The sequence below is a fragment of the Streptococcus sp. 1343 genome (assembly GCF_013277355.1).
Classification (GTDB): domain Bacteria; phylum Bacillota; class Bacilli; order Lactobacillales; family Streptococcaceae; genus Streptococcus; species Streptococcus pseudopneumoniae.
Genome location: NZ_VMMT01000049.1, coordinates 1 through 19,194, shown reverse-complemented (window position 1 = coordinate 19,194; position 19,194 = coordinate 1). Strand labels below are relative to the sequence as shown.

The window sequence follows — 19,194 nt, the reverse complement described above, 5'->3', positions numbered from 1 at the left end:
GTTTTCAGGCTAGCATCCTATCAGACAATCTATTTTAAAGATAACCGTGACTCAGGATCACTTCTATCTGTCGTTTTCTCTTTATAGTGATAGACCTCACGGGATAAGTCGTACATCTATCCTCGTTTATACAAGATATGAGGACGTTAAAAGGTTACAGTGAAAATAGGAAATCTTAGTACGAATTCAATTACTCTCGTGCTTTATGTACTACCTTTTTGGAATTTAGAGTTCTGAGCCCCCTTATCCACTATATACACCTTACTATCACGTTCCTGTTCGTAGAGCCACGATTTCGCTATCCCTTCCTCTGACGATTCTTATTTCCAGCGACAGACTTAAAACGGTCTATCCCCAGACCGTTTTAACCCGCTACCTCACGATAGTCAGGCTTGGGAATCGCTATTTGACTCGCCGAGAACTTTGACATCAGATATACTATAACAAAGTGAAATAAGAATCAAACAATTTAATTTTAAAATTCAAATCAATTGATAACAATATTTTAGAAGATATCCTGTGCTATTCCAGATTCAGTTTGCTATACATGCCCGTTGTACCACAAAATCCCGTGTCTGATGAGGCACGGGATTTTTTAGCTTCTTTACTGAGATGGATTGTCTTTTTTAGTTCGTGCCAATCTCAGAGCACGATTTGGATTGAGACGATTAAATAGTTCTTCCAATTTCTTTTCATTCCAAACATCTGCGGCGGAAACAAAATTGCCATCCGCATCTCGGAAAGATATCGGTTTATCTCCCATACTAGTCTCCTAGTCTACAAATTCAAATTCAAATTTACCAATGCGGACCAAATCCCCATCCTTAGCACCACGCGCACGAAGGGCTTCATCAACCCCCATACCACGTAATTGACGGGCAAATTTCATGACTGATTCGTCACGATCAAAGTTGGTCATATTAAAGAGTTTCATCAGTTTTTCACCGGAAAGTACCCATGTCGCATCGTCATCACGGCTAATTTCAAAGGCTTTCTCTTCCTCGTCAAATCCATAGTAAGCTTCTTCTTCCATATCGGACTCGTCGTAAAGCAAGAATTCTGGTGTCTTGTCTAACAATTCAGCTGTAGCATCCAAAAGTGTAGCCAAACCTTGCTTGGTCAAACCAGATATTGGGAAAATAGCTGGTAGCTCTTCAAATTCATCGTAATTTTCAGCTAATTTCTTCTTGAATTCTTCAAGATTTTCCTGACTCTCAGGCATATCCATCTTATTAGCTACAATAATCTGTGGACGCTCCATGAGACGAAGATTATATGACTCCAACTCCTTGTTAATGGCCAGATAATCCTCATAAGGATCACGACCTTCGCTAGCTGACATATCAATGATGTGAAGGATGACACGTGTACGCTCAATATGACGGAGGAACTGGGTTCCCAAACCAACACCTTGACTAGCCCCTTCAATCAAACCTGGCAAATCGGCTACTGCAAAGGATTCACCTGATTGGGTGCGAACCATACCTAGATTTGGCACAATGGTCGTAAAGTGGTAGGCACCAATTTTAGGTTTAGCTGAGGTAATAACACTGAGCAGTGTTGATTTCCCAACAGATGGAAAACCTACTAAACCGACATCTGCCAAGATTTTTAGTTCCAATTGTAACTCACGTTCCTGACCTGGTTCTCCATTTTCAGAGATTTCCGGTGCAGGATTTTTTGGTGTTGCGAAACGAATATTTCCACGACCACCACGACCACCGTGGGCAACGATAAATTCTTGACCATGTTCAATCAAATCTGTCAAGACCTTGCCAGTCTCTGCATCACGAACAGTCGTACCTTGTGGTACTCGAACTCTAAGGTCCTCAGCACCACGACCATGCATCCCTTTGGTCATTCCTTTCTCACCAGAATCAGCCTTGAAATGGCGATTGTAGCGGAAATCCATGAGGGTACGTAGACCTTCATCTACAACGAAGACGACATTGCCTCCACGACCACCGTCACCACCCCAAGGACCCCCATTAGGGACATATTTTTCACGGCGAAAGGCAACCATGCCATCACCACCATTACCAGCCTTGACCTTGATCTTGGCTGTATCTAAAAACATACTCATTTTTTCTTCTCACTTTAAAAAAGGGCTGGGAAATCCCAGTCACAAAATTTTCTTGAATCTATTTTATAGATTACTGAGGGCACCAATTGCAGTTGCAAAAATACCCAAAATACTTGCTACTAACATGATAAGTACGATAAGCAAGGTTAATTTCTCAAACATCGTTTTTTTACGTTTTCCATTATCTCCAAATGCCATTTTTATCTCCTTCGTTACATTCTATTTTCTATTATCTTAGCATGAATTGAGCTAGTTTTCAATAGTCACTTGCTACTGGCGCAATAATCCATAAAATGATATAAGCTACAATTCCTGCCCCATAACAAAATGCAAGAACACCCCATATTACACGAACAATAGTCGGATCAATATCAAAATAATTTGCGACCCCAGCACATACTCCAGCAATTTTTTGATCACTACCACTTCTCATCAATTGTTTTTTCATAGCTATTCCTCTTTCTATTCTTCATGGTCTTTCCAATAATCTCTGATGCTGATTAACTGTGTTTTTGAAGCCCTCAGCATTCGTCTAGAGCCTTTTACGGGCACAGCAACCACCTGTTGCGGTAAATACAAAACTGTCTTAAAGATACGCTGACTGACCGTATCATCTTTGGCTAAATCTTTCTGGAAATTATTTGAAATAATAGCATCAAGATAAAATTCATGCACCCGTTTTCCAAAATTCTCAGCTGAAATCTCATACAATTTTTCTGATAAGGTATGCTCATTCATATCTGGCGTTGCAATCAGGGCTTCTAAAATGGCTCCAGCCAAATCATACTCGCCGTAATACAAGGTACCAAACATTTTATCACTAATAAGATTGTCCAGATACGGATTTCCGTGAGCAATAACAGGCGTTCCACTAGCTAAGCTTTCCAAGTAGGTCAAACCCTGCGTTTCACTTGTCGATGCCGAGATGAAGAAATCTGCCGCCTTATAATAAAGAGCCGTCTCACTAGGAGCAATCATCCCTGTAAAGACAACAGAGTCTTGAATCTCTAGTTTCTGAGCTTGCTCTTTGAGATCATCCAGATAAGGACCATCCCCAGCTACCACCAGTTTAACCTTGTCTTCTTCTTTCAGAACTTCTGCAAAGGCTGCTAAAACTGCTTGAATATTTTTTTCATAGGAAATTCTCGAAAGACTCAGCAACATCTTTTCATCATCTTGAATTCCTAGTTTACTACGCAGTTCTTTCAAATTTTCCTGCTTGATTTCTGGACGCTCAAACTTAGCTAATTCAATCCCTGTTGGAATGACCCGCTTTTCAACCTTGACCTTATAGTCAGATAACAAGTCACGGACAATCTCACTCGGGCAAATAACCCCATCTACATCATGCAAGAAACCTCTAACCAAGTACTTGACCATACTCGGACGAATCAGCATTCCCTTAGCAATATAATGCACATAGTCTTCGTACTGGGTATGATAGGTATGGATAACTGGAATCTTCAATTCACGCGCAATCCAAATCCCCAACAAGCCAAGAGAAAATTCTGTCTGGGTATGGATAATATCTAACTGGTACTGTTTGGCAATTTCCAGTGCCTTGCTAAAACCTCGATAGGCAAAGCGGCGGTCCTTAAAAGCAAAGAAGGGAACACTTGGGATGCGGATAATTTGCCAATCTTCGTAGCGATTGACATCCTTATCTGTCGTCGTAAAGATAAAAACAGCATGTCCCTGCTTTTCAAGTTCTGTTTTCAAGGTTCGAATACTGGTTGCAACACCAGAAACCTGAGGAAAATAGGTATCTGTAAATAAACCAATTCGCATAGATTACCTCACTTTTTACTTTCTCCCTAAAGCGGCTTGTTTCTCATAAAAGTTCAACCAGATTTGTAACAGATGCTCTTCAGAATACTCTCTGGAAATATTCTTAGCCTTTTCTTTGAGATCTTTTAAGGCAGCAGGATTTGCTTGATATTCCAAAATAGCCTCTTTCATCTCTTCTCTACCCGCTGTCGCCCGATAATTTCCCTCCAAAATCACCTTATAGAGATCTAAATCACGCAACATAATAGGAGCCTCACAACTCGCAGCTTCTAAAATAGTCATAGGAAAGAGCTCATTGTAACTAGGCAACAAGAAAAGATCCGCTAGAGCATACAATTCGCGCATCCGCTCTGGCGATACAATGCCTGGAAACATCAAATTTTCAGGTGGATTTTCCATGATTTTCTTGTAGCGTTCATAACCATCTGTCATGCCACCAAAAGAGAAACCGCCAGCCCAGATAAAGGTAATCTGTGGCAATTCCTCAGCCAGACGGATAAAATCATCAATCCCTTTGCGTTTCTGAACTTGACCAGCACCTACTACGATAAACTGATTGTCACTAAGACCTAGCTCTGTTCGCAGTCTGACTACCTCTTCTTGTGGAAGTGGATGCCATTTTTCCTTGTTTACAAAGTTAGGAATATAAGTCACTTTTTCACGTGGAATACCAGCTGCCACCAAATCCTCGATAAACATCGGATTGACCACCACCAAGTGCTCCATCCGGTTGTAAAAAGAAAATACATAGCGTTTCACAATTCCCTTTAAGAAAAATGGAATTTTCAAACTTCCCTCAAGTGTATCAGGCAAGAAATGCACATAGCCAATCTTTCTCCCTGAGCGTTTCTTTTGGAATGTTGATAAATAATAGGGGAAATCAATTGTATGAAAGTGAGTCACATCTGCCTCTATTGGAAGATTTTCTGTAACAATCAATTGGTCCTTGGCATCACGGTGAAGAAGACGAACTAATTCACGGTAAGCACCTGAAACTCCTTGTCCTGCTACTTTCTCACTTGAACTCAACATATTGATGCGTAATTTCTTTTTTTCCATAACTACTATTATATCATTTTCTTTGAATAAAATCAGCAAAAGAAAGGAGAGACTAGAGGAAAAGAGGGGGAAATTTCCTCACTTTTCCAACGGTCTCTCACATGCTTTTATATGTTTACTTAATGCCTAGGGCAATGCGTGCATAGCGACTCATTTTTTCAACTGTCCAGGCCGGATACCAGACTAATTTGACCTCAGTATCCGTTACTTCTGGCACCTCTGTCATAGCATCATAAATCTGATCCGTCAAAAGGTCTGCTAGAGGACATCCCATAGTTGTCAAAGTCATATCAATCTCTGTTTGCCCTGTGTCGCCGTCAAAACGAATCTCATAAATCAAACCAAGATTGACAATATCGATTCCCAACTCAGGGTCGATAACTTCTTCCAAGGCTGATAAAATTCGTGTTTTGATATTTTCAATTTGCTCTTCTGTATAAGCCATATTTTCCTCACTCTTAGTCTTCAATAAAATCACGAAGCGGTTTGCTACGACTTGGTTGGCGTAGTTTTCTCAAAGCCTTGGCTTCAATCTGACGGATACGCTCACGAGTGACATTAAAGACTTTACCCACATCTTCAAGGGTGCGCATTTTTCCATCATCTAGTCCAAAACGTAGACGCAGAACATTTTCTTCACGGTCTGTAAGAGTATCCAAGACCTCATCCAACTGCTCACGCAAGACGATACGAGTTGTATAGTCCACTGGATTTTCAATCACTTCATCTTCGATAAAATCCCCAAGGTGGCTATCATCCTCTTCACCGATCGGTGTTTCAAGGGATACCGGTTCTTGAGCAATCTTCAAGATTTCACGAACCTTATCAGGTGTCATATCCATACGTTCAGCGATTTGTTCTGGCGTTGGATCCTGTCCCAATTCTTGAAGGAGATTACGCTGTTCACGAACAAGCTTGTTAATCGTTTCAACCATGTGAACTGGGATACGAATAGTACGAGCTTGATCCGCAATAGCACGAGTGATTGCTTGACGAATCCACCAAGTTGCGTAAGTTGAGAACTTGAATCCTTTAGAATAGTCAAACTTGTCAACCGCCTTCATCAAGCCCATATTTCCTTCTTGAATCAAGTCAAGGAACTGCATACCACGGCCGACATAGCGTTTGGCAATAGAAACAACCAAACGAAGGTTGGCTTCCGCAAGACGTTGTTTGGCTTCAATATCACCAGCTTCAACAGCTAGTGCCAATTCTTTTTCCTCTTCATTGGTCAAGAGAGGAACGACCCCGATTTCTTTCAAGTACATACGGACAGGGTCATTAACCTTAGCCGAAGTTGAACCAATCAAGTCCTCATCGCTGAGTTCTGGCTCTTCTTCAGTGCTAAGAACACGCGCACTTGGATTTCCTTCGTTATCTGTGATAGAAATTCCTGCATCTTGAATCCGTTGCAAGAGATCTTCAATCCCATCAGCGTCCAAGGTAAAAGGAACGACAAGACTAGCATTGATTTCATCATCTGTTGCTGTCCCTTTTTGCTTATGATTACGGATAAATTCTGCTACTTGTACGTCAAATGTTGTTACTTCTTTTTGTTTTGTTGCCATTATTACTCCATTCTTCTCTTTTGGGAAATTAAACGTTCCAATTCTTCTAGGGCTGTGTCTGTATCTCCTACATGGCTAGCTTCCTGCACCTTCTTTTTGATTCTCATATTGTCCTGATTCAAGAGAGCCTTGTTTCGAGTCATTTCTACTTCACTAAGTTCCTGCGGTGACATCTCAGCAGGCAAATCCTGAGCTAAGACTTGGTACCAAGCTCTTTCAACTTCCTCTGTCTGTTCTGCTAGAACTTCTGGAGGAAGATTGCCATACTGGCCAAGCAAGTCATATAAGACCTGAAATTCAGGTGTGTTAAATGAAAAGTCTTCTCGCAAACGGTAATCGTTTAAAACAAGAGGGGAGTCCATCATTCGATAAAGTAGATGAGCTTCTGCCCTCATAATAGCCGATAACTGCTTGGTGACAGGCATAGTGATTTGCGTCGGTCTGGAAACCCCTTCCATGCGATTCTGCCTTTGTGCCTGACGGCTTTCATTAACAATCTGCTCAATCTGGGCATAATCAAAGGATGCCAGACTGTCAGCTAAAATATGAATATAGCTGTTTTGAGCAGTGATAGACTTTTCTTGAACAATCAAGGGAGCTATTTTTTCAATAAACTCAATCTGGGCCTGCAGATTTTCACTGTTTTCAGGCTTGTACTGGTGAATGTAAAACTCAATCGGACTAATACGAGTTTTTGTTAATAGATAGGCCAAGTCTTCTGGTCCATTTTTTTGTAGATACTCATCTGGATCCAAGTTATCAGGCATGCTGACGATTTGAACAGGTATATCACCAATTTCGTCCAGCGCTTTCAAAGTCGCGGCTTGCCCAGCCTTATCGCCATCGTAAACAAGAACCAACTTCTTGGTTAACCTTTTCAGATGCTCAACATGCTCACGACTCAAGGCTGTTCCCATGGACGCCACAGCATTTTCGATTCCAGCCCGATAGGCTGCAATCACATCCATGAATCCTTCCATCAGATAAATCTCACTGGCTTTTCCAGAAGATTTTTTTGCCCTATCCATATGATATAATTCGTAACTTTTGTTAAAAATTGCAGTCGATCGGCTATTTTTATACTTAGAAGTTTGTGAATCCGTTTTCTGCCAGATACGACCTGAGAAGGCAATAACCTTTCCTTGGTCATTTGTCAGGGGAAACATAATCCGATTGTGAAAGGTATCTACAAATTGATTTGCATCTGAGAGGTAAAACAGTCCTGAATCTAGGAAATCCTCATCACGATACTGACCAGACAAACGTTGATAGAGATAGTTTCGTTCTGGAGGTGCTAAACCAATCCGAAAATGCTTGAGCACTTCATCTGTCAAACCACGCTGATAAAGATAGTTTCTGGCCTCCTCCCCTATAGTCGTTGTCATGAGAATAGCATGATAAAATTTAGCCGCATCTTCATGCATATCATAAAGAGCTTGGTGAGGCGAGGCTGGTTTCTGTTCACTATAAAGCGGTTTTTCCACCTCAATCCCAACACGCTGACCTAAAATCTGCACAGCCTCCATAAAGGGAACCCCTTGGTACTCCTCGATGAACTTAAAGACATCACCTGAGCGACCACAACCAAAACAGTGGTAAAACTGCTTGTCCTCTACAACGTTGAAAGAAGGTGTTTTTTCACCATGAAAAGGACAGAGCCCTAGATAGTTCCGTCCTGCCTTTTGTAAAGAAATCACATCTCCTATGACTTCCACAATGTTGGCATTGTTTTTGATTTCTTCAATGACTTGTTTGTCAACCATACACAATACCTCCATGTTATCATAGTTTACTTTATATAGTATACTTTATTTCAGAAAAAAAGTAAACCATTTCACTCGTTTTCCCTACTTTATTCAAAGAGTTGATAATAATCAGAGATTTTCATTTTTGCTTTTTCTTCTTGGTTCAAATCTTGGATAATTCGTCCTTCTTTCATGACAATTAATCGATTGCCATACTTAAGAGCATCTTCCATATGATGAGTAATCATAAGCGCTGTCAGCTGGTCATTCTTAACAAATTCATCTGTCAATTCCATCAAAGCAACACTAGTCTTTGGATCAAGGGCTGCAGTATGCTCGTCTAACAAGAGTAATTCAGGACGCTTCAAGGTTGCCATCAAGAGACTCAAAGCCTGTCTTTGCCCACCTGATAAGAACTCAATCGGTGTATTCAAGTGTTTCTCAAGACCATTTCCTACTTTTTCAATGGTCGCCTGAAATTCATCCTTATAAATAGTCAAGCGTCGTGGTAACAATCCACGCTTTTCACCACGAAACTTGGCAATCAAGAGATTCTCTGCCACTGTCATACGAGGAGCTGTCCCCATCTTTGGATCTTGGAAGACTCGAGACAGATACTTAGCCCGCTTTTCTGGTGAAAACTTGCTAACATCCTCACCTAAAATACGGATGGTTCCACTGGTTAAGGACAAGGTTCCTGCAATAGTGTTAAAGAGAGTTGATTTCCCAGCACCATTTCCACCTAAAATCGTGATGAAATCCTGTTCAAAAATTTCTAAGGAAACATCATTTAAAATAATCTTCTCTTCATCAAAGCCATTTTTAACGATTTTGGTTGCATTTTTTAATTCTACAATTGCTGTCATTTGCTTAACTTGGCTCCTTTCAAGATGGTTTGCTTAAATGTTGGAATCATGAGGCAGACTGCTAAAATCACGGCGCTGTACAAACGAAGGTAACTTGTATTAAAGCCAAGCGCAATAACCGCCCACACTAAGAATTGATAAGCGATAGAACCTACAACGATGGTAACCAGACGTTCTGCCAAACTCAAACTCTTGAAAATAACTTCCCCAATAATCAAACTTGCAAGCCCCACAACGATAACCCCGATCCCTCGAGATACATCAGCATACCCTTCTTGCTGGGCAATGAGAGCTCCTGCAAGGGCAATCACACCATTTGATAAGACCAAGCCCATGAGCTCCATGCGTCCAGTATGAATCCCGAAACTTCTAGCCATATCAGGATTGTCACCTGTAGCAATATAGGCTTGTCCGAGTTTGGTATCCAAGAAAAAGAGCATGAGAGCAATAACAAAACTGACAAAGATAAGACCTGTCAAGAGTTGGTTCAAATCTGAATCAAAAGGCAAAACATCCTGGATTTGCTTGGTTCCAAGTAAGCCTAAATTGGCACGTCCCATAATCAAGAGCATGATAGAGTGACAGGAAGTCATCACCAAAATCCCTGAGAGCAAAGTTGGGATCTTCCCTTTTGTATAAAGAAGTCCTGCTGCCATACCAGCCAAACAACCTGCTCCTACAGCAAGCAGTGTCGCTAAAAAAGGGTTCACGCCTTTGGTTATCAGAGTGACAGCAACAGCTCCCCCAAGAGGGAAGGAACCTTCTGTTGTCATATCTGGAAAGTTTAAAATCCTAAATGTCATAAAGATTCCCAGACCTAGAATAGCCCAGACAAATCCTTGAGAAATAATGGAAACAATCATATTTTATTTAATCCTTTCTATATTCATCTTTTTAAAAAATGGGAAGAGTCTCCTCCTCCCTACCTTATTTATTCGATGACTTGTCCTGCTTCTTTGAGAACAGACTCAGGAATCGTAATACCTAGTTCTTGAGCTATTTTTTTATTGATCACTGACTTACCAGTTGAAAAGACATTGACTGGGGTATCAGCTGGTTTTGCACCTTTCAGAACTTGCGCAATCATTTTTCCAGTTGCCACACCAAGGTCATGTTGGTCAACTACAACGGATGCCAAACCACCTACTTCTACCATAGCTGCCGCACTTGGATAAATTGGTTTCTTAGAACTTTGATTGCTAGAGACAACCGTTGGAAATCCTGATGCAATGGTGTTATCAATTGGAACCCAAATAGCATCTACCTTGCTAGTCATAACAGTGACAGTTGAGGCAATTTCATTTGTTGAAGGAACTGCAAATGTTTCCACTGTCAGACCTGCTTTTTCAGCATAAGCCTTAAATTCTTCGACCTGTGTTTTTGAATTGTCTTCGCTACTTGAGTAAAGAGCTCCGATTGTTTTCACATTCGGTGTCAGGGTCTTGATGAGTTCAACTTGTTGTTGAGCTGGATTGTGGTCAGATACCCCTGTAACGTTGCCACCTGGTCTTTTCAAATCTTTAACCAAGTTAGCACCAATTGGGTCTGTAATAGCAGCCATGATAACCGGTAGGTCTTTTGTGGCACTAGCCAAACCTTGAGCAGCTGGTGTTGCGATACCAACCACAAGATCATTCCCATTTGCAACCAATTGTTTACTCATTGTCGCAACCTTACTTTGGTCACCTTCTGAGTTCATAAAATCGATTTTAACTTGGTCATCTTTATAACCTTCTTCTGCAAGCCCATCTTGGATTCCTTTATAAATCAAATCAAGAGATGGATGGCTCACAAACTGAAGCACACCAATCTTGGTTATTTTCTTCTCATCCTTATTATTCTGAGCTTCTGATTTATTCATTGAAGAGTAAATCAAGCTTCCTGCTACTAAGACTGCTAATGCAGCGATAATTCCAATTAAACGTTTATTTTTCATTCTATTTCTCCTTTTTAATTCCTTTAAAAACTTCACTTATCTAATACTATTCGAAAATCTCTTCAAACCACGTCAGCTTCACCTTGCCGTAGCTATGGTTACTGACTTCGTCNNCAGTGCTTTGAGCAACCTGCGGCTAGCTTCCTAGTTTGTGCTTTGATTTTCATTGAGTATAAACAAGTGACGCCATCGTTTTCTTTCCATACTAACCTCCATCAAAAAAATCCTCACACAAAAAACTTGTGTGAGGACGTCGATGCGCGGTACCACCTCAATTATAGGGAATTTCCCTATCGCTCTGTCTCGCAATAACGAGATGCACTGTAAGGTGTGCTCACCGAATTTTTATGATTTCAAATTCTAAATAGCATTCAGCCCAATTTTCATCATTACCACTTATCTGTTTTCAGCTATCACAGACTCTCTAAAAAGTTTGAATGATTACTTTTCTGAATGGTTAAATTATATCATTTTTAAACTACTTGTCAAGACTCTTTTAGCATTTTTTTGATACTCACTCTTGAAAATTATCAACCTGAATTACGCAATCCTGTTGCAATTCCGTTGATGGTGATATGAATCAATCGTTCTTGATCACTGGACAATTCTCCACGACGTTGGCGTTTAATCAACTCTAACTGAATATAGTTGAGAATATTAAAGTAAGGCATACGGTAATCCAGACTAGCTTTTAGATATGGATTGTCAGCTAAGAGTTCGTCATGTCCTTCAATAGCCAAGATAACGTTCTTAGTAACTTGCCATTCATTTAAAATAGTCTCATAGATGGCCTTAACTTGCTCGTCTTCACAAAGTTTAGCATATTCAAAAGCAATATTCATATTTGATTTTGACAAAACCATATCAACATTTGAAAGAAGCGATTGGAAGAAAGGCCAATTTTGGTACATATCTCGTAAGATAGCAATATTCTCTGGATTTTTATCGATAAATTCCTTGAAGCTTGAACCAACCCCGTACCATCCAGGGAACATAACACGACTCTGTGACCATGAGAATACCCAAGGGATGGCACGCAAACCACCGATTTCAGTAATCGTCTTACGAGCTGCTGGACGAGAACCAATATTAAAACTTGAAATAGCCTTGATTGGACTTGACTCGAAGAAATAATCATAGAAATGGTCATTCCCAAAGACCAAATCACGGTAGATATCGTAACTACGGTCCACTACTTGATCCATAATGGCTTCATAACGATTTGAGGTATTGGTATCGCTCTTCTTCTGAGTAATCATACGGTTAATAGCTGCCGATACTAGCATTTCAAGATTATAGTAAGCGGCGTCTTTGTTACCGTATTTATTGCCAATTACCTCACCCTGCTCCGTCAAGCGGATACGATCCTTGATAGACTTGAGCGGTTGAGATGTGATGGCTTCATAGGTTGGCCCACCACCACGACCGACAGTCCCACCACGACCATGGAAGAAGGTAACCTTAACGCCAAATTCATCTCCAATAGCAGTCAATTGTTGTTGAGCCTTGTAAAGGGTCCAACATGATGACAAGTAACCGCCATCTTTATTACTGTCAGAGTAGCCAAGCATGATTTCTTGGTAGTTATTTCGTGAGGCAATCCATTTTTTGGCAAGAGGAAGAGAAAGATATTGTCTCATTGTTTCCTCTGAATGATCCAAGTCTTCAATTGTTTCAAAAAGGGGAACAATCTGAACACGCGCCCTTTCCGTATCCACCAGTCCTACTTCTTTTAATAGAATAGCTAATTCTAGCATATCAGAAAGGCTAGTAGCGTGCGAAATGATGGTCTGGCGGATGACATCATCTCCCAACTTATCTTTCAAAACACGAGCCGTCTTAAAAATAGCTAGTTCTTTTGCTAATAATTCTGATTTTTCTGCGTGAGTCGCAGAAAGAATTCGGGGATCTTCTTCTAATTCTTTCAAGAGAAGGTCACATTTTTCTTCTTCACTCAACTCACTATAGCGAGAATGAATTCCTGCTGATTTCAAGAGTTCTGCCACACAGGCTTCATAGACGCTAGAGTCTTGTCGCATATCAATTGATGCTAGGTAAAAACCAAATATCTCTACTGCCTGCAGTAATTCAACAAAATCACCTGAAATCAAGGACTCGCCCTTATTTTCTAGTAGAGAATCTCGAATGGCAATCAAATCCTTGTAGAAATCATTGGCGGTTTCATAACGAGTCCCAACTTCCTTATCCTCAATCAGATAGGTTTTTGTTGCTTGGATTTTTGACTGAATATCAAACAAGGCACGACGGTAAAGCTCTTTTTCGCGGTAAATCGAGTTATCCTTGGATTGACGAGCCATTTCTCTGACTTGCTTGCTGACATTGACAATGCTAGTTGAAAGAGAAAATTCACGATAAAGTTGGTAAATCTTTTCATCATAGTAGTTCATGATGACTTCACACTGAGTGAGTGCAGACTGTTTCAAGGTCTCTGATGTAACAAAGGGATTTCCATCACGGTCACCACCTATCCACATACCCATGGTGATCGGTTTAGCCTGTTTTAAATTCAATCCATGCGCTTGCGCTAAGCGCTTATACTCCGTCGTCAAGTGAGGTACAGCTTTCAAAAAGGAGCTGTTGTAATATTCCATAGCATTCGTGATTTCGTTAGTCACTTTTAATTTTTTCTCACGAATCATGTCTGTCTGCATGATAATTTCGATGTAACGACGCAAATCATTGTGCCATTTTTCTTTATTGATCAACCCCAACTTAACATCACGGTATTTACGCAAAAGACTATGGATATGATTTGTTAAATCCAACATACTTTTGCGTTGCACTTGTGTTGGATGGGCTGTCAAAACAGGGACAACATTCAAGTGTTCTAGGATCTCAACGGCATTTTCTTTTTCAGCAACCATTTTGATCGTTGTAGATAATTTACCTAAATAGTCCTGATCAATATTATTTTGATGATTGATTTCATAAGCTAAATCCACATCCTCTGAAATATTAATCAAAAGAGGTAAGATTGAAAAATAGCGTGAAATATAGACCATTTCATCATTTGATAAGCTAGTCACTAGACGGTTTAGACCTTGATAATCTTCCTGCGTTGATAATTCTTTCAACTGCATGATTTTTTCAAAGGTCTCTGGGGCAAGCATATTTTTAGTAATATCTTCCAGCAATTCTGTTAGAATCAATACTTCTTCTTGCACAACACTTTTATTACTATAATTTTCTAATTTTTGAAGAGACATAGACTATCCTTTCTTTATTCTACTTCACAGAAGGTTCATTGGTTGATTTTCCAATTCTCGGTACAACTTAGCGCGTTTTTCACTGGCATCAATATTTAAGACAAAGGCCACTGCCACTGACAAGACTAGAAGACTATTCCCCCCCTGGGATAAGAAGGGGAAGGTTACTCCTGTAGATGGAATCAAGCCCGAAATCCCTCCGATATTGACAAATACCTGAACCAACATCATCCCTCCGACACCGAGTGCAACCATGGCATTGAAAGGATTCTCCGCTCGGATACCGACCAAGATAATCCGCAAAATCATGAAAAACAAGAGAGCTAAAATAAGACTGGCACCAACAAAGCCAAATTCTTCAATCACGATAGAAAAGACAAAGTCTGTATGAGCTTCTGGTAAATAACCTCGTTTTTCAATCGAATTCCCAAGACCTAGACCAAACCAACCGCCATTGACCATGGCAAAATAAGAATTAGATAACTGGTGACCCGCATCCGCACGATCGGCAAAAGGATTAAAAAAGGCACTAAAGCGCTTGGCTACATAGCCAAATACTGGAATTTTTGAAAAGGTCTCAACACCGATTAGGCTGATAGTGGTCAAGAAAAAGACAGAAGCGGCAGATACGAGGGCCAGAATGGTTGAAAACCAGCGATAAGCGATTCCACTAACTGTATACATAATCAAGGAAACCAAGACTAAAATAGTCGCATTTCCTAAATCAGGGAAAATTCCCAAACTTCCAATCAGAACTAGGAGAACGAATCGCCAATCATTAAAAGCACGGGGAAGCCATTGATTTTGAGTCAAAACTTGAAAATCATAAATAGCTATTTCTTCTTGCTGTTTGGAGAATCGGTGAGCCAAATACCAAATAATAATGATTTTTAAGTACTCAGCTGGCTGAATAGTTACTCCTGCAACCGAAATCCAACCGTATGCCCCGTTTACGGAAATACCAATAAAACGAGCTAAGAACAATAAAAGCATTTCTATCAATATAACTAAAATGATTAGTCGCTCATTTCTCAAAAAATCTAGTCTCAATTTATAAATTAAGGCAATCAGTATCAAACTAACAATCCAAAAGATTCCTTGGTTTCGAACCAATTGCAAGGCGCTCTTGCCTTCTTCAATTAAAATAGCGCTGGTGGTCGAATAGACCACAATCAAGCCCAAAATAGATAAAAGCAAGTAAGGAATCAAGATGGAATAATTTAATAAGTGCCTCTTACTAATCTTCATAGTATCACCACTCTACTAGGATACAGACAAATCTGTTCCAAATTCCGTTTTATTTTCTAGTTTTGATTGCTATTATACCATTTTTTCAGAAAGAAAAAAACTCTTACCTTACAATCCTTCGAATTTTACTGTTTTTACAGAATTAAGGCAGAATTTGAAATCGTAAAACCATTTTGAATAAGAGTTGCTTCAATCCATTGACTCCGACTAATTATGTTGCTTTCGTGAATGCCAAAATCAGCCGCAATTTGTTCATAAGTGCACTATTCTCGCATGTATTGAATAGTTACCATGAGGAGATCGTCTAGGCTTAATTTGGGTTTTCGTCCACCTTTTGCGCGTTTACGTTGATAAGCTGTTTTTAACACAGCTAACATCTCTTCAAAAGTCGTGCGCTGAACACCTACAAGGCTCTTGAAACGGCTATCGCTTAATTGCTGACTTGCTTCAGAATTCATAGTTTTATTGTATTATATTTTGTTTCGCAGAAAGTCTATTATTCCTTTCGTTCAAAGGTTTCTACGCTTTTAGCAACAAAGCTACACACTGAGCGTTTCGGACTTACCTTATCGTTTCGTCGTAAACTCCTTACTCTACGACAGCTATCCCATTGGCGGAGAATCTACTTCTACTTCGCTGATGACTCAGCTCGTACAAGCAATCCTACACACTCCACGTGATGCGTATGCGGAACTCAAAAGGTTTGGGGAACCTTTTGAGGATTAACTTCGTTTCTCCAACAAGCTTACACACTCCACGTGTGGTGCTAGCAAACTTCTATATTATAGAATGAAAGTGACTGAGTTGTTGTTTAAAATTAAACTTCAGAATGAAAGTATATACTATCTTGTATCAAATGGCTATTTAAAATAAATATGTAAAACTATTTATTACTAAAATAGTTAATCATATACTCCTATAACACTACAATCTGTAAAAATAAAAACACAAAGTTACCAGTAGTACCTTTTCTCACTTAGATATTGTTCCTTTTGTTCTCTAGAATTTTCATGATTTCTAATTCCTAGTAATTCATCTGTTGAAGAAACTATTGGGTCTATCCAGTCAGCTTTGGATCTAATCCAATCAATTTCATCCTTACTAAGTTTCCCCGCTATCTCCAGTTTATCAGCCATCAATCTTAAATCATTTGCTGTTTTAAAATCTTCTAGCATATTCAGAAGAGACATTGTCCGCTTCTTCTCTTCTTCGATTCTATTTTGTAATTTTCTTTTTCGCTCTTGTTCCTCTTCGTATAGTCTTGCTTTCTCTTCACGTTCAAGGTGTAAGTTCTTAACTTTATAATACTCTTGGTAAATTAAAACAATTATTTCTGGGATTGATTGTTCAAGTGTGAATTCTTTAGTATCTTTAATGTATTTACCATCTATTATCTTAAATCGAAAGTTTTCATTTGGAATATAGTCATACTTCTTTATTCTTGGTTTAAAAGCATATCTATTAAACTTAACGCTATCATTGTACTTCGCTAATTCTTTAGCTTCTTCTTTTGTTAATTCATGACTTACTTTGTCTGTTGATTCTATAACTTCAAAACGAACAATATCCTTATCAATTTGAATATCCCAATTTGAAGTTACATTATCACCGATTCTTTCAATAACAGTAACTAGTGTATCTAAAAAGCGATATAAGCGTGGAAGAGAATTTAGTGAAATATTTTTTACAAATTTAGGTTCTTTTAAATCATTATATCTGTGCCTAGAATCAAAGTAAGGATAAGAAGCAGCTTTTTCCCTCTTATTCCACTCTGTAATTTTATCTCTTAGATTAGCTACGGATTTATGTAATCTCTTATTTGGAGCCTGGTTTAGGTTTGAAACTGCTTCAATAATACGCTCTATTTTATCGTCGTCTATAAATGATAATGAACTTCTTATACTAGTTGTATCAAGTTTAACAGTATCTCCGTTTTTATCTTCCATACTATCTTCTTTATGTTTAGCAGCTTTAATTCTACTGTTCTTTAAACTTTTTCTATCAATATTAACTTCATTTACGTCATTTTGTGGTAATGGAACGATAAATTCACTTAAGTCTTGTCCAGTATTCTTACGATACCAATAACTCCCCTTTGGAATTGGGATTTCAAATTCTTTACATTTCTTGAGTAAGTCAGAATAGCTTAAATCATATTTCAATGAAACTTGTTTTGCACTTATCTCCCAGATTTCTTCATAGAGTTCTTCTCTAGAAAAGGTCTTTATCATCTTCATTTGAAACACCTTTACCCTTATATTTTACATCACCGTTTTTATATTTACCAAGCGAAAACGCAAATTCAAAAACTTCTAATTCTTCACTTCTGCATTTTCGCTTAATATAAAAAGTAAATCTTGTTTTAATCCGTTAAATTCCTCTATAATTTTATCTAAACTAGTTTCAATATTTTCAACACGGATCTCTGATAGCTTACCATGATTGTATGAAATCATTCTTTCAGCGATAATATGATATGACCAACTCTCAGTGAAACGTCTGTCTCTTTCTTCGTTATGAATAGCAAAACCAATTGGAAGAAGATTATTTCTAAGACCTATCGCAACTGCTTGTGAACTTATACCTAAATAATCACCAGCAATTTTTAATGTGATTTTATTTAATTTTCTAATATCTTCGTCGGTATATTTCGGCATGTTAGTACTCCTTTGTTATAATTGCAAATGCAATATTATCTAATTTAAAATATCTTGATGGGCTGCTTCTAGTTGTTTTCCATAATAAAATTAATTTGTGGTACATCATTCTCTGAAAGTTAATAATCTAAAATCTTTTCAATGAAAAATTTATATTAAGCAATAAATAATCTCTTCAGATTAAGAGTTTCTATCTTTTAAAGTAAATCCATTTATCAATTCCATATATAGACGTAATAGTTATTTACTATCTAGGTCAAAACCAATCTGCCAAAATCCCATATCAAATATTTTCATTTGAGGATACAGCATATCAGCAACATTAAAATTCTTTTGAACTGAATCTAACTGTTCTATGTTTTTTTCATAAAAATCTACTAGTTGTAAAATAGATTTAATGTTATAGGTTCCACTTGCAATCTTTTGTGATCTTATTCCAGAAACAAAATATCTATCATATGCCGGAACACAACCGAGTGTCCCCATCAGTATCTTTGTGATTAATGTATCTGATAAGTTGTTTTTTAGTGCTGAACCTCTCACTTCACGCCTAATTTAATCATAATAAGTTGCAATAAATTCATTAATTTCCTTTAGCAATTTTTGGTTAGTTTCATTTTTAAAATCTTTACATTCTATTCCTGCTAGAGAATCATATTCATTGCTTAAGATTTCTCTTACTACAGGTATATGTACTCTATAATCCTTTTGTAATAAGAATGAAGAACCTCGATACATCCCCCAACTTGCTAAATAAAATGCAAGTTGTAAACTCAGGTAATCAAGATTCACATTATTCTCTTTTCGAGCTGTCATAAAATGTGAATAACAATGCTCCCATGAACGATATCTATCATGTTCATCAGTTTTCAAATCGTTATAAAACTCAGTTGATGATTTAATAATCATATCAATTGTTTCCATACTTCCTGCTTTCCTAATCAACTTTCAAATATATAGCGTTTTCATTATTTTCTTAATCTATTATATCATTATTCAAAGTCATAACCACCCGTG

18 protein-coding genes, 1 pseudogene and 1 other annotated feature are annotated in these 19,194 nt (G+C 38.5%); all 19 genes and pseudogenes read right to left on the bottom strand.

Annotated elements, in window-relative coordinates:
- Positions 1–604: 604 nt before the first annotated feature.
- The gene (locus HT709_RS07570; RefSeq protein WP_007284777.1) at positions 605–763 is read right to left on the bottom strand and encodes a hypothetical protein; all 159 of its coding nucleotides are present in this window, start codon (positions 761–763) and stop codon (positions 605–607) included.
- Between the two features lie 9 nt (positions 764–772).
- Positions 773–2,083, bottom strand: coding sequence for a GTPase ObgE (gene obgE / locus HT709_RS07565; RefSeq protein WP_000061642.1), 1,311 nt, complete (start codon positions 2,081–2,083; stop codon positions 773–775).
- Between the two features lie 63 nt (positions 2,084–2,146).
- A complete protein-coding gene (locus HT709_RS07560; RefSeq protein ID WP_000863852.1) occupies positions 2,147–2,281 on the bottom strand; it encodes a DUF4044 domain-containing protein in 135 nt (44 codons plus the stop codon).
- Positions 2,282–2,339: 58 nt separating this feature from the next.
- On the bottom strand, positions 2,340–2,531 hold the full coding sequence (locus HT709_RS07555; RefSeq protein WP_000744434.1) for a PspC domain-containing protein: 192 nt from the start codon (positions 2,529–2,531) through the stop codon (positions 2,340–2,342).
- 14 nt (positions 2,532–2,545) lie between these two features.
- On the bottom strand, positions 2,546–3,871 hold the full coding sequence (locus tag HT709_RS07550; RefSeq protein WP_172925645.1) for a glycosyltransferase family 4 protein: 1,326 nt from the start codon (positions 3,869–3,871) through the stop codon (positions 2,546–2,548).
- A 15-nt stretch (positions 3,872–3,886) separates the two neighbouring features.
- Positions 3,887–4,930, bottom strand: coding sequence for an alpha-galactosylglucosyldiacylglycerol synthase (cpoA, locus tag HT709_RS07545; protein ID WP_166727866.1), 1,044 nt, complete (start codon positions 4,928–4,930; stop codon positions 3,887–3,889).
- A 115-nt stretch (positions 4,931–5,045) separates the two neighbouring features.
- Positions 5,046–5,375 (bottom strand): metal-sulfur cluster assembly factor, encoded by a 330-nt coding sequence (locus HT709_RS07540; RefSeq protein WP_000331925.1) that lies wholly within the window; start codon positions 5,373–5,375, stop codon positions 5,046–5,048.
- A gap of 13 nt (positions 5,376–5,388) precedes the next feature.
- Positions 5,389–6,498 (bottom strand): RNA polymerase sigma factor RpoD, encoded by a 1,110-nt coding sequence (gene rpoD / locus HT709_RS07535; RefSeq protein ID WP_000201907.1) that lies wholly within the window; start codon positions 6,496–6,498, stop codon positions 5,389–5,391.
- A 2-nt stretch (positions 6,499–6,500) separates the two neighbouring features.
- Positions 6,501–8,261, bottom strand: coding sequence for a DNA primase (gene dnaG, locus HT709_RS07530; RefSeq protein WP_166727867.1), 1,761 nt, complete (start codon positions 8,259–8,261; stop codon positions 6,501–6,503).
- Between the two features lie 89 nt (positions 8,262–8,350).
- The gene (locus HT709_RS07525; protein WP_000125403.1) at positions 8,351–9,109 is read right to left on the bottom strand and encodes an ABC transporter ATP-binding protein; all 759 of its coding nucleotides are present in this window, start codon (positions 9,107–9,109) and stop codon (positions 8,351–8,353) included.
- A complete protein-coding gene (locus HT709_RS07520; protein ID WP_000637229.1) occupies positions 9,106–9,972 on the bottom strand; it encodes an ABC transporter permease in 867 nt (288 codons plus the stop codon). Before HT709_RS07520 ends, HT709_RS07525 begins: the two co-directional genes overlap by 4 nt.
- Positions 9,973–10,040: 68 nt before the next feature.
- Positions 10,041–11,045: a tryptophan ABC transporter substrate-binding protein gene (trpX, locus tag HT709_RS07515; protein ID WP_101514597.1), complete on the bottom strand. Its 1,005-nt coding sequence runs from the start codon at positions 11,043–11,045 to the stop codon at positions 10,041–10,043.
- Positions 11,046–11,288: 243 nt separating this feature from the next.
- Positions 11,289–11,506: a binding site (T-box leader), on the bottom strand.
- 69 nt (positions 11,507–11,575) lie between these two features.
- A complete protein-coding gene (gene ppc / locus HT709_RS07510; protein WP_023938109.1) occupies positions 11,576–14,272 on the bottom strand; it encodes a phosphoenolpyruvate carboxylase in 2,697 nt (898 codons plus the stop codon).
- Positions 14,273–14,296: 24 nt separating this feature from the next.
- On the bottom strand, positions 14,297–15,520 hold the full coding sequence (locus HT709_RS07505) for an FtsW/RodA/SpoVE family cell cycle protein (protein ID WP_000703356.1): 1,224 nt from the start codon (positions 15,518–15,520) through the stop codon (positions 14,297–14,299).
- A gap of 143 nt (positions 15,521–15,663) precedes the next feature.
- Positions 15,664–15,978: pseudogene (locus HT709_RS07500) on the bottom strand (transposase family protein); the annotation flags it as partial.
- A gap of 495 nt (positions 15,979–16,473) precedes the next feature.
- On the bottom strand, positions 16,474–17,757 hold the full coding sequence (locus HT709_RS07495) for a cellulose synthase (RefSeq protein ID WP_172925644.1): 1,284 nt from the start codon (positions 17,755–17,757) through the stop codon (positions 16,474–16,476).
- 75 nt (positions 17,758–17,832) lie between these two features.
- The gene (locus HT709_RS07490; protein ID WP_001127479.1) at positions 17,833–18,177 is read right to left on the bottom strand and encodes a hypothetical protein; all 345 of its coding nucleotides are present in this window, start codon (positions 18,175–18,177) and stop codon (positions 17,833–17,835) included.
- Positions 18,178–18,417: 240 nt separating this feature from the next.
- Positions 18,418–18,663, bottom strand: a complete 246-nt coding sequence (locus HT709_RS07485) for a hypothetical protein (RefSeq protein ID WP_000536918.1) — start codon at positions 18,661–18,663, stop codon at positions 18,418–18,420.
- A 69-nt stretch (positions 18,664–18,732) separates the two neighbouring features.
- Entirely contained in the window at positions 18,733–19,101 is a 369-nt protein-coding gene (locus HT709_RS07480; protein ID WP_000447545.1) for a hypothetical protein, read from the bottom strand.
- Positions 19,102–19,194 lie beyond the last annotated feature (93 nt).

Excerpts from the sequence above, each read along its gene's own strand:
- HT709_RS07570 (WP_007284777.1), bottom strand. The coding sequence starts at position 763 with ATGGGAGATAAACCGATATCTTTCCGAGATGCGGATGGCAATTTTGTT.
- obgE (WP_000061642.1), bottom strand. The coding sequence starts at position 2,083 with ATGAGTATGTTTTTAGATACAGCCAAGATCAAGGTCAAGGCTGGTAAT.
- HT709_RS07560 (WP_000863852.1), bottom strand. The coding sequence starts at position 2,281 with ATGGCATTTGGAGATAATGGAAAACGTAAAAAAACGATGTTTGAGAAA.
- HT709_RS07555 (WP_000744434.1), bottom strand. The coding sequence starts at position 2,531 with ATGAAAAAACAATTGATGAGAAGTGGTAGTGATCAAAAAATTGCTGGA.
- HT709_RS07550 (WP_172925645.1), bottom strand. The coding sequence starts at position 3,871 with ATGCGAATTGGTTTATTTACAGATACCTATTTTCCTCAGGTTTCTGGT.
- cpoA (WP_166727866.1), bottom strand. The coding sequence starts at position 4,930 with ATGGAAAAAAAGAAATTACGCATCAATATGTTGAGTTCAAGTGAGAAA.
- HT709_RS07540 (WP_000331925.1), bottom strand. The coding sequence starts at position 5,375 with ATGGCTTATACAGAAGAGCAAATTGAAAATATCAAAACACGAATTTTA.
- rpoD (WP_000201907.1), bottom strand. The coding sequence starts at position 6,498 with ATGGCAACAAAACAAAAAGAAGTAACAACATTTGACGTACAAGTAGCA.
- dnaG (WP_166727867.1), bottom strand. The coding sequence starts at position 8,261 with ATGGTTGACAAACAAGTCATTGAAGAAATCAAAAACAATGCCAACATT.
- HT709_RS07525 (WP_000125403.1), bottom strand. The coding sequence starts at position 9,109 with ATGACAGCAATTGTAGAATTAAAAAATGCAACCAAAATCGTTAAAAAT.
- HT709_RS07520 (WP_000637229.1), bottom strand. The coding sequence starts at position 9,972 with ATGATTGTTTCCATTATTTCTCAAGGATTTGTCTGGGCTATTCTAGGT.
- trpX (WP_101514597.1), bottom strand. The coding sequence starts at position 11,045 with ATGAAAAATAAACGTTTAATTGGAATTATCGCTGCATTAGCAGTCTTA.
- ppc (WP_023938109.1), bottom strand. The coding sequence starts at position 14,272 with ATGTCTCTTCAAAAATTAGAAAATTATAGTAATAAAAGTGTTGTGCAA.
- HT709_RS07505 (WP_000703356.1), bottom strand. The coding sequence starts at position 15,520 with ATGAAGATTAGTAAGAGGCACTTATTAAATTATTCCATCTTGATTCCT.
- HT709_RS07495 (WP_172925644.1), bottom strand. The coding sequence starts at position 17,757 with ATGAAGATGATAAAGACCTTTTCTAGAGAAGAACTCTATGAAGAAATC.
- HT709_RS07490 (WP_001127479.1), bottom strand. The coding sequence starts at position 18,177 with ATGCCGAAATATACCGACGAAGATATTAGAAAATTAAATAAAATCACA.
- HT709_RS07485 (WP_000536918.1), bottom strand. The coding sequence starts at position 18,663 with ATGGGGACACTCGGTTGTGTTCCGGCATATGATAGATATTTTGTTTCT.
- HT709_RS07480 (WP_000447545.1), bottom strand. The coding sequence starts at position 19,101 with ATGGAAACAATTGATATGATTATTAAATCATCAACTGAGTTTTATAAC.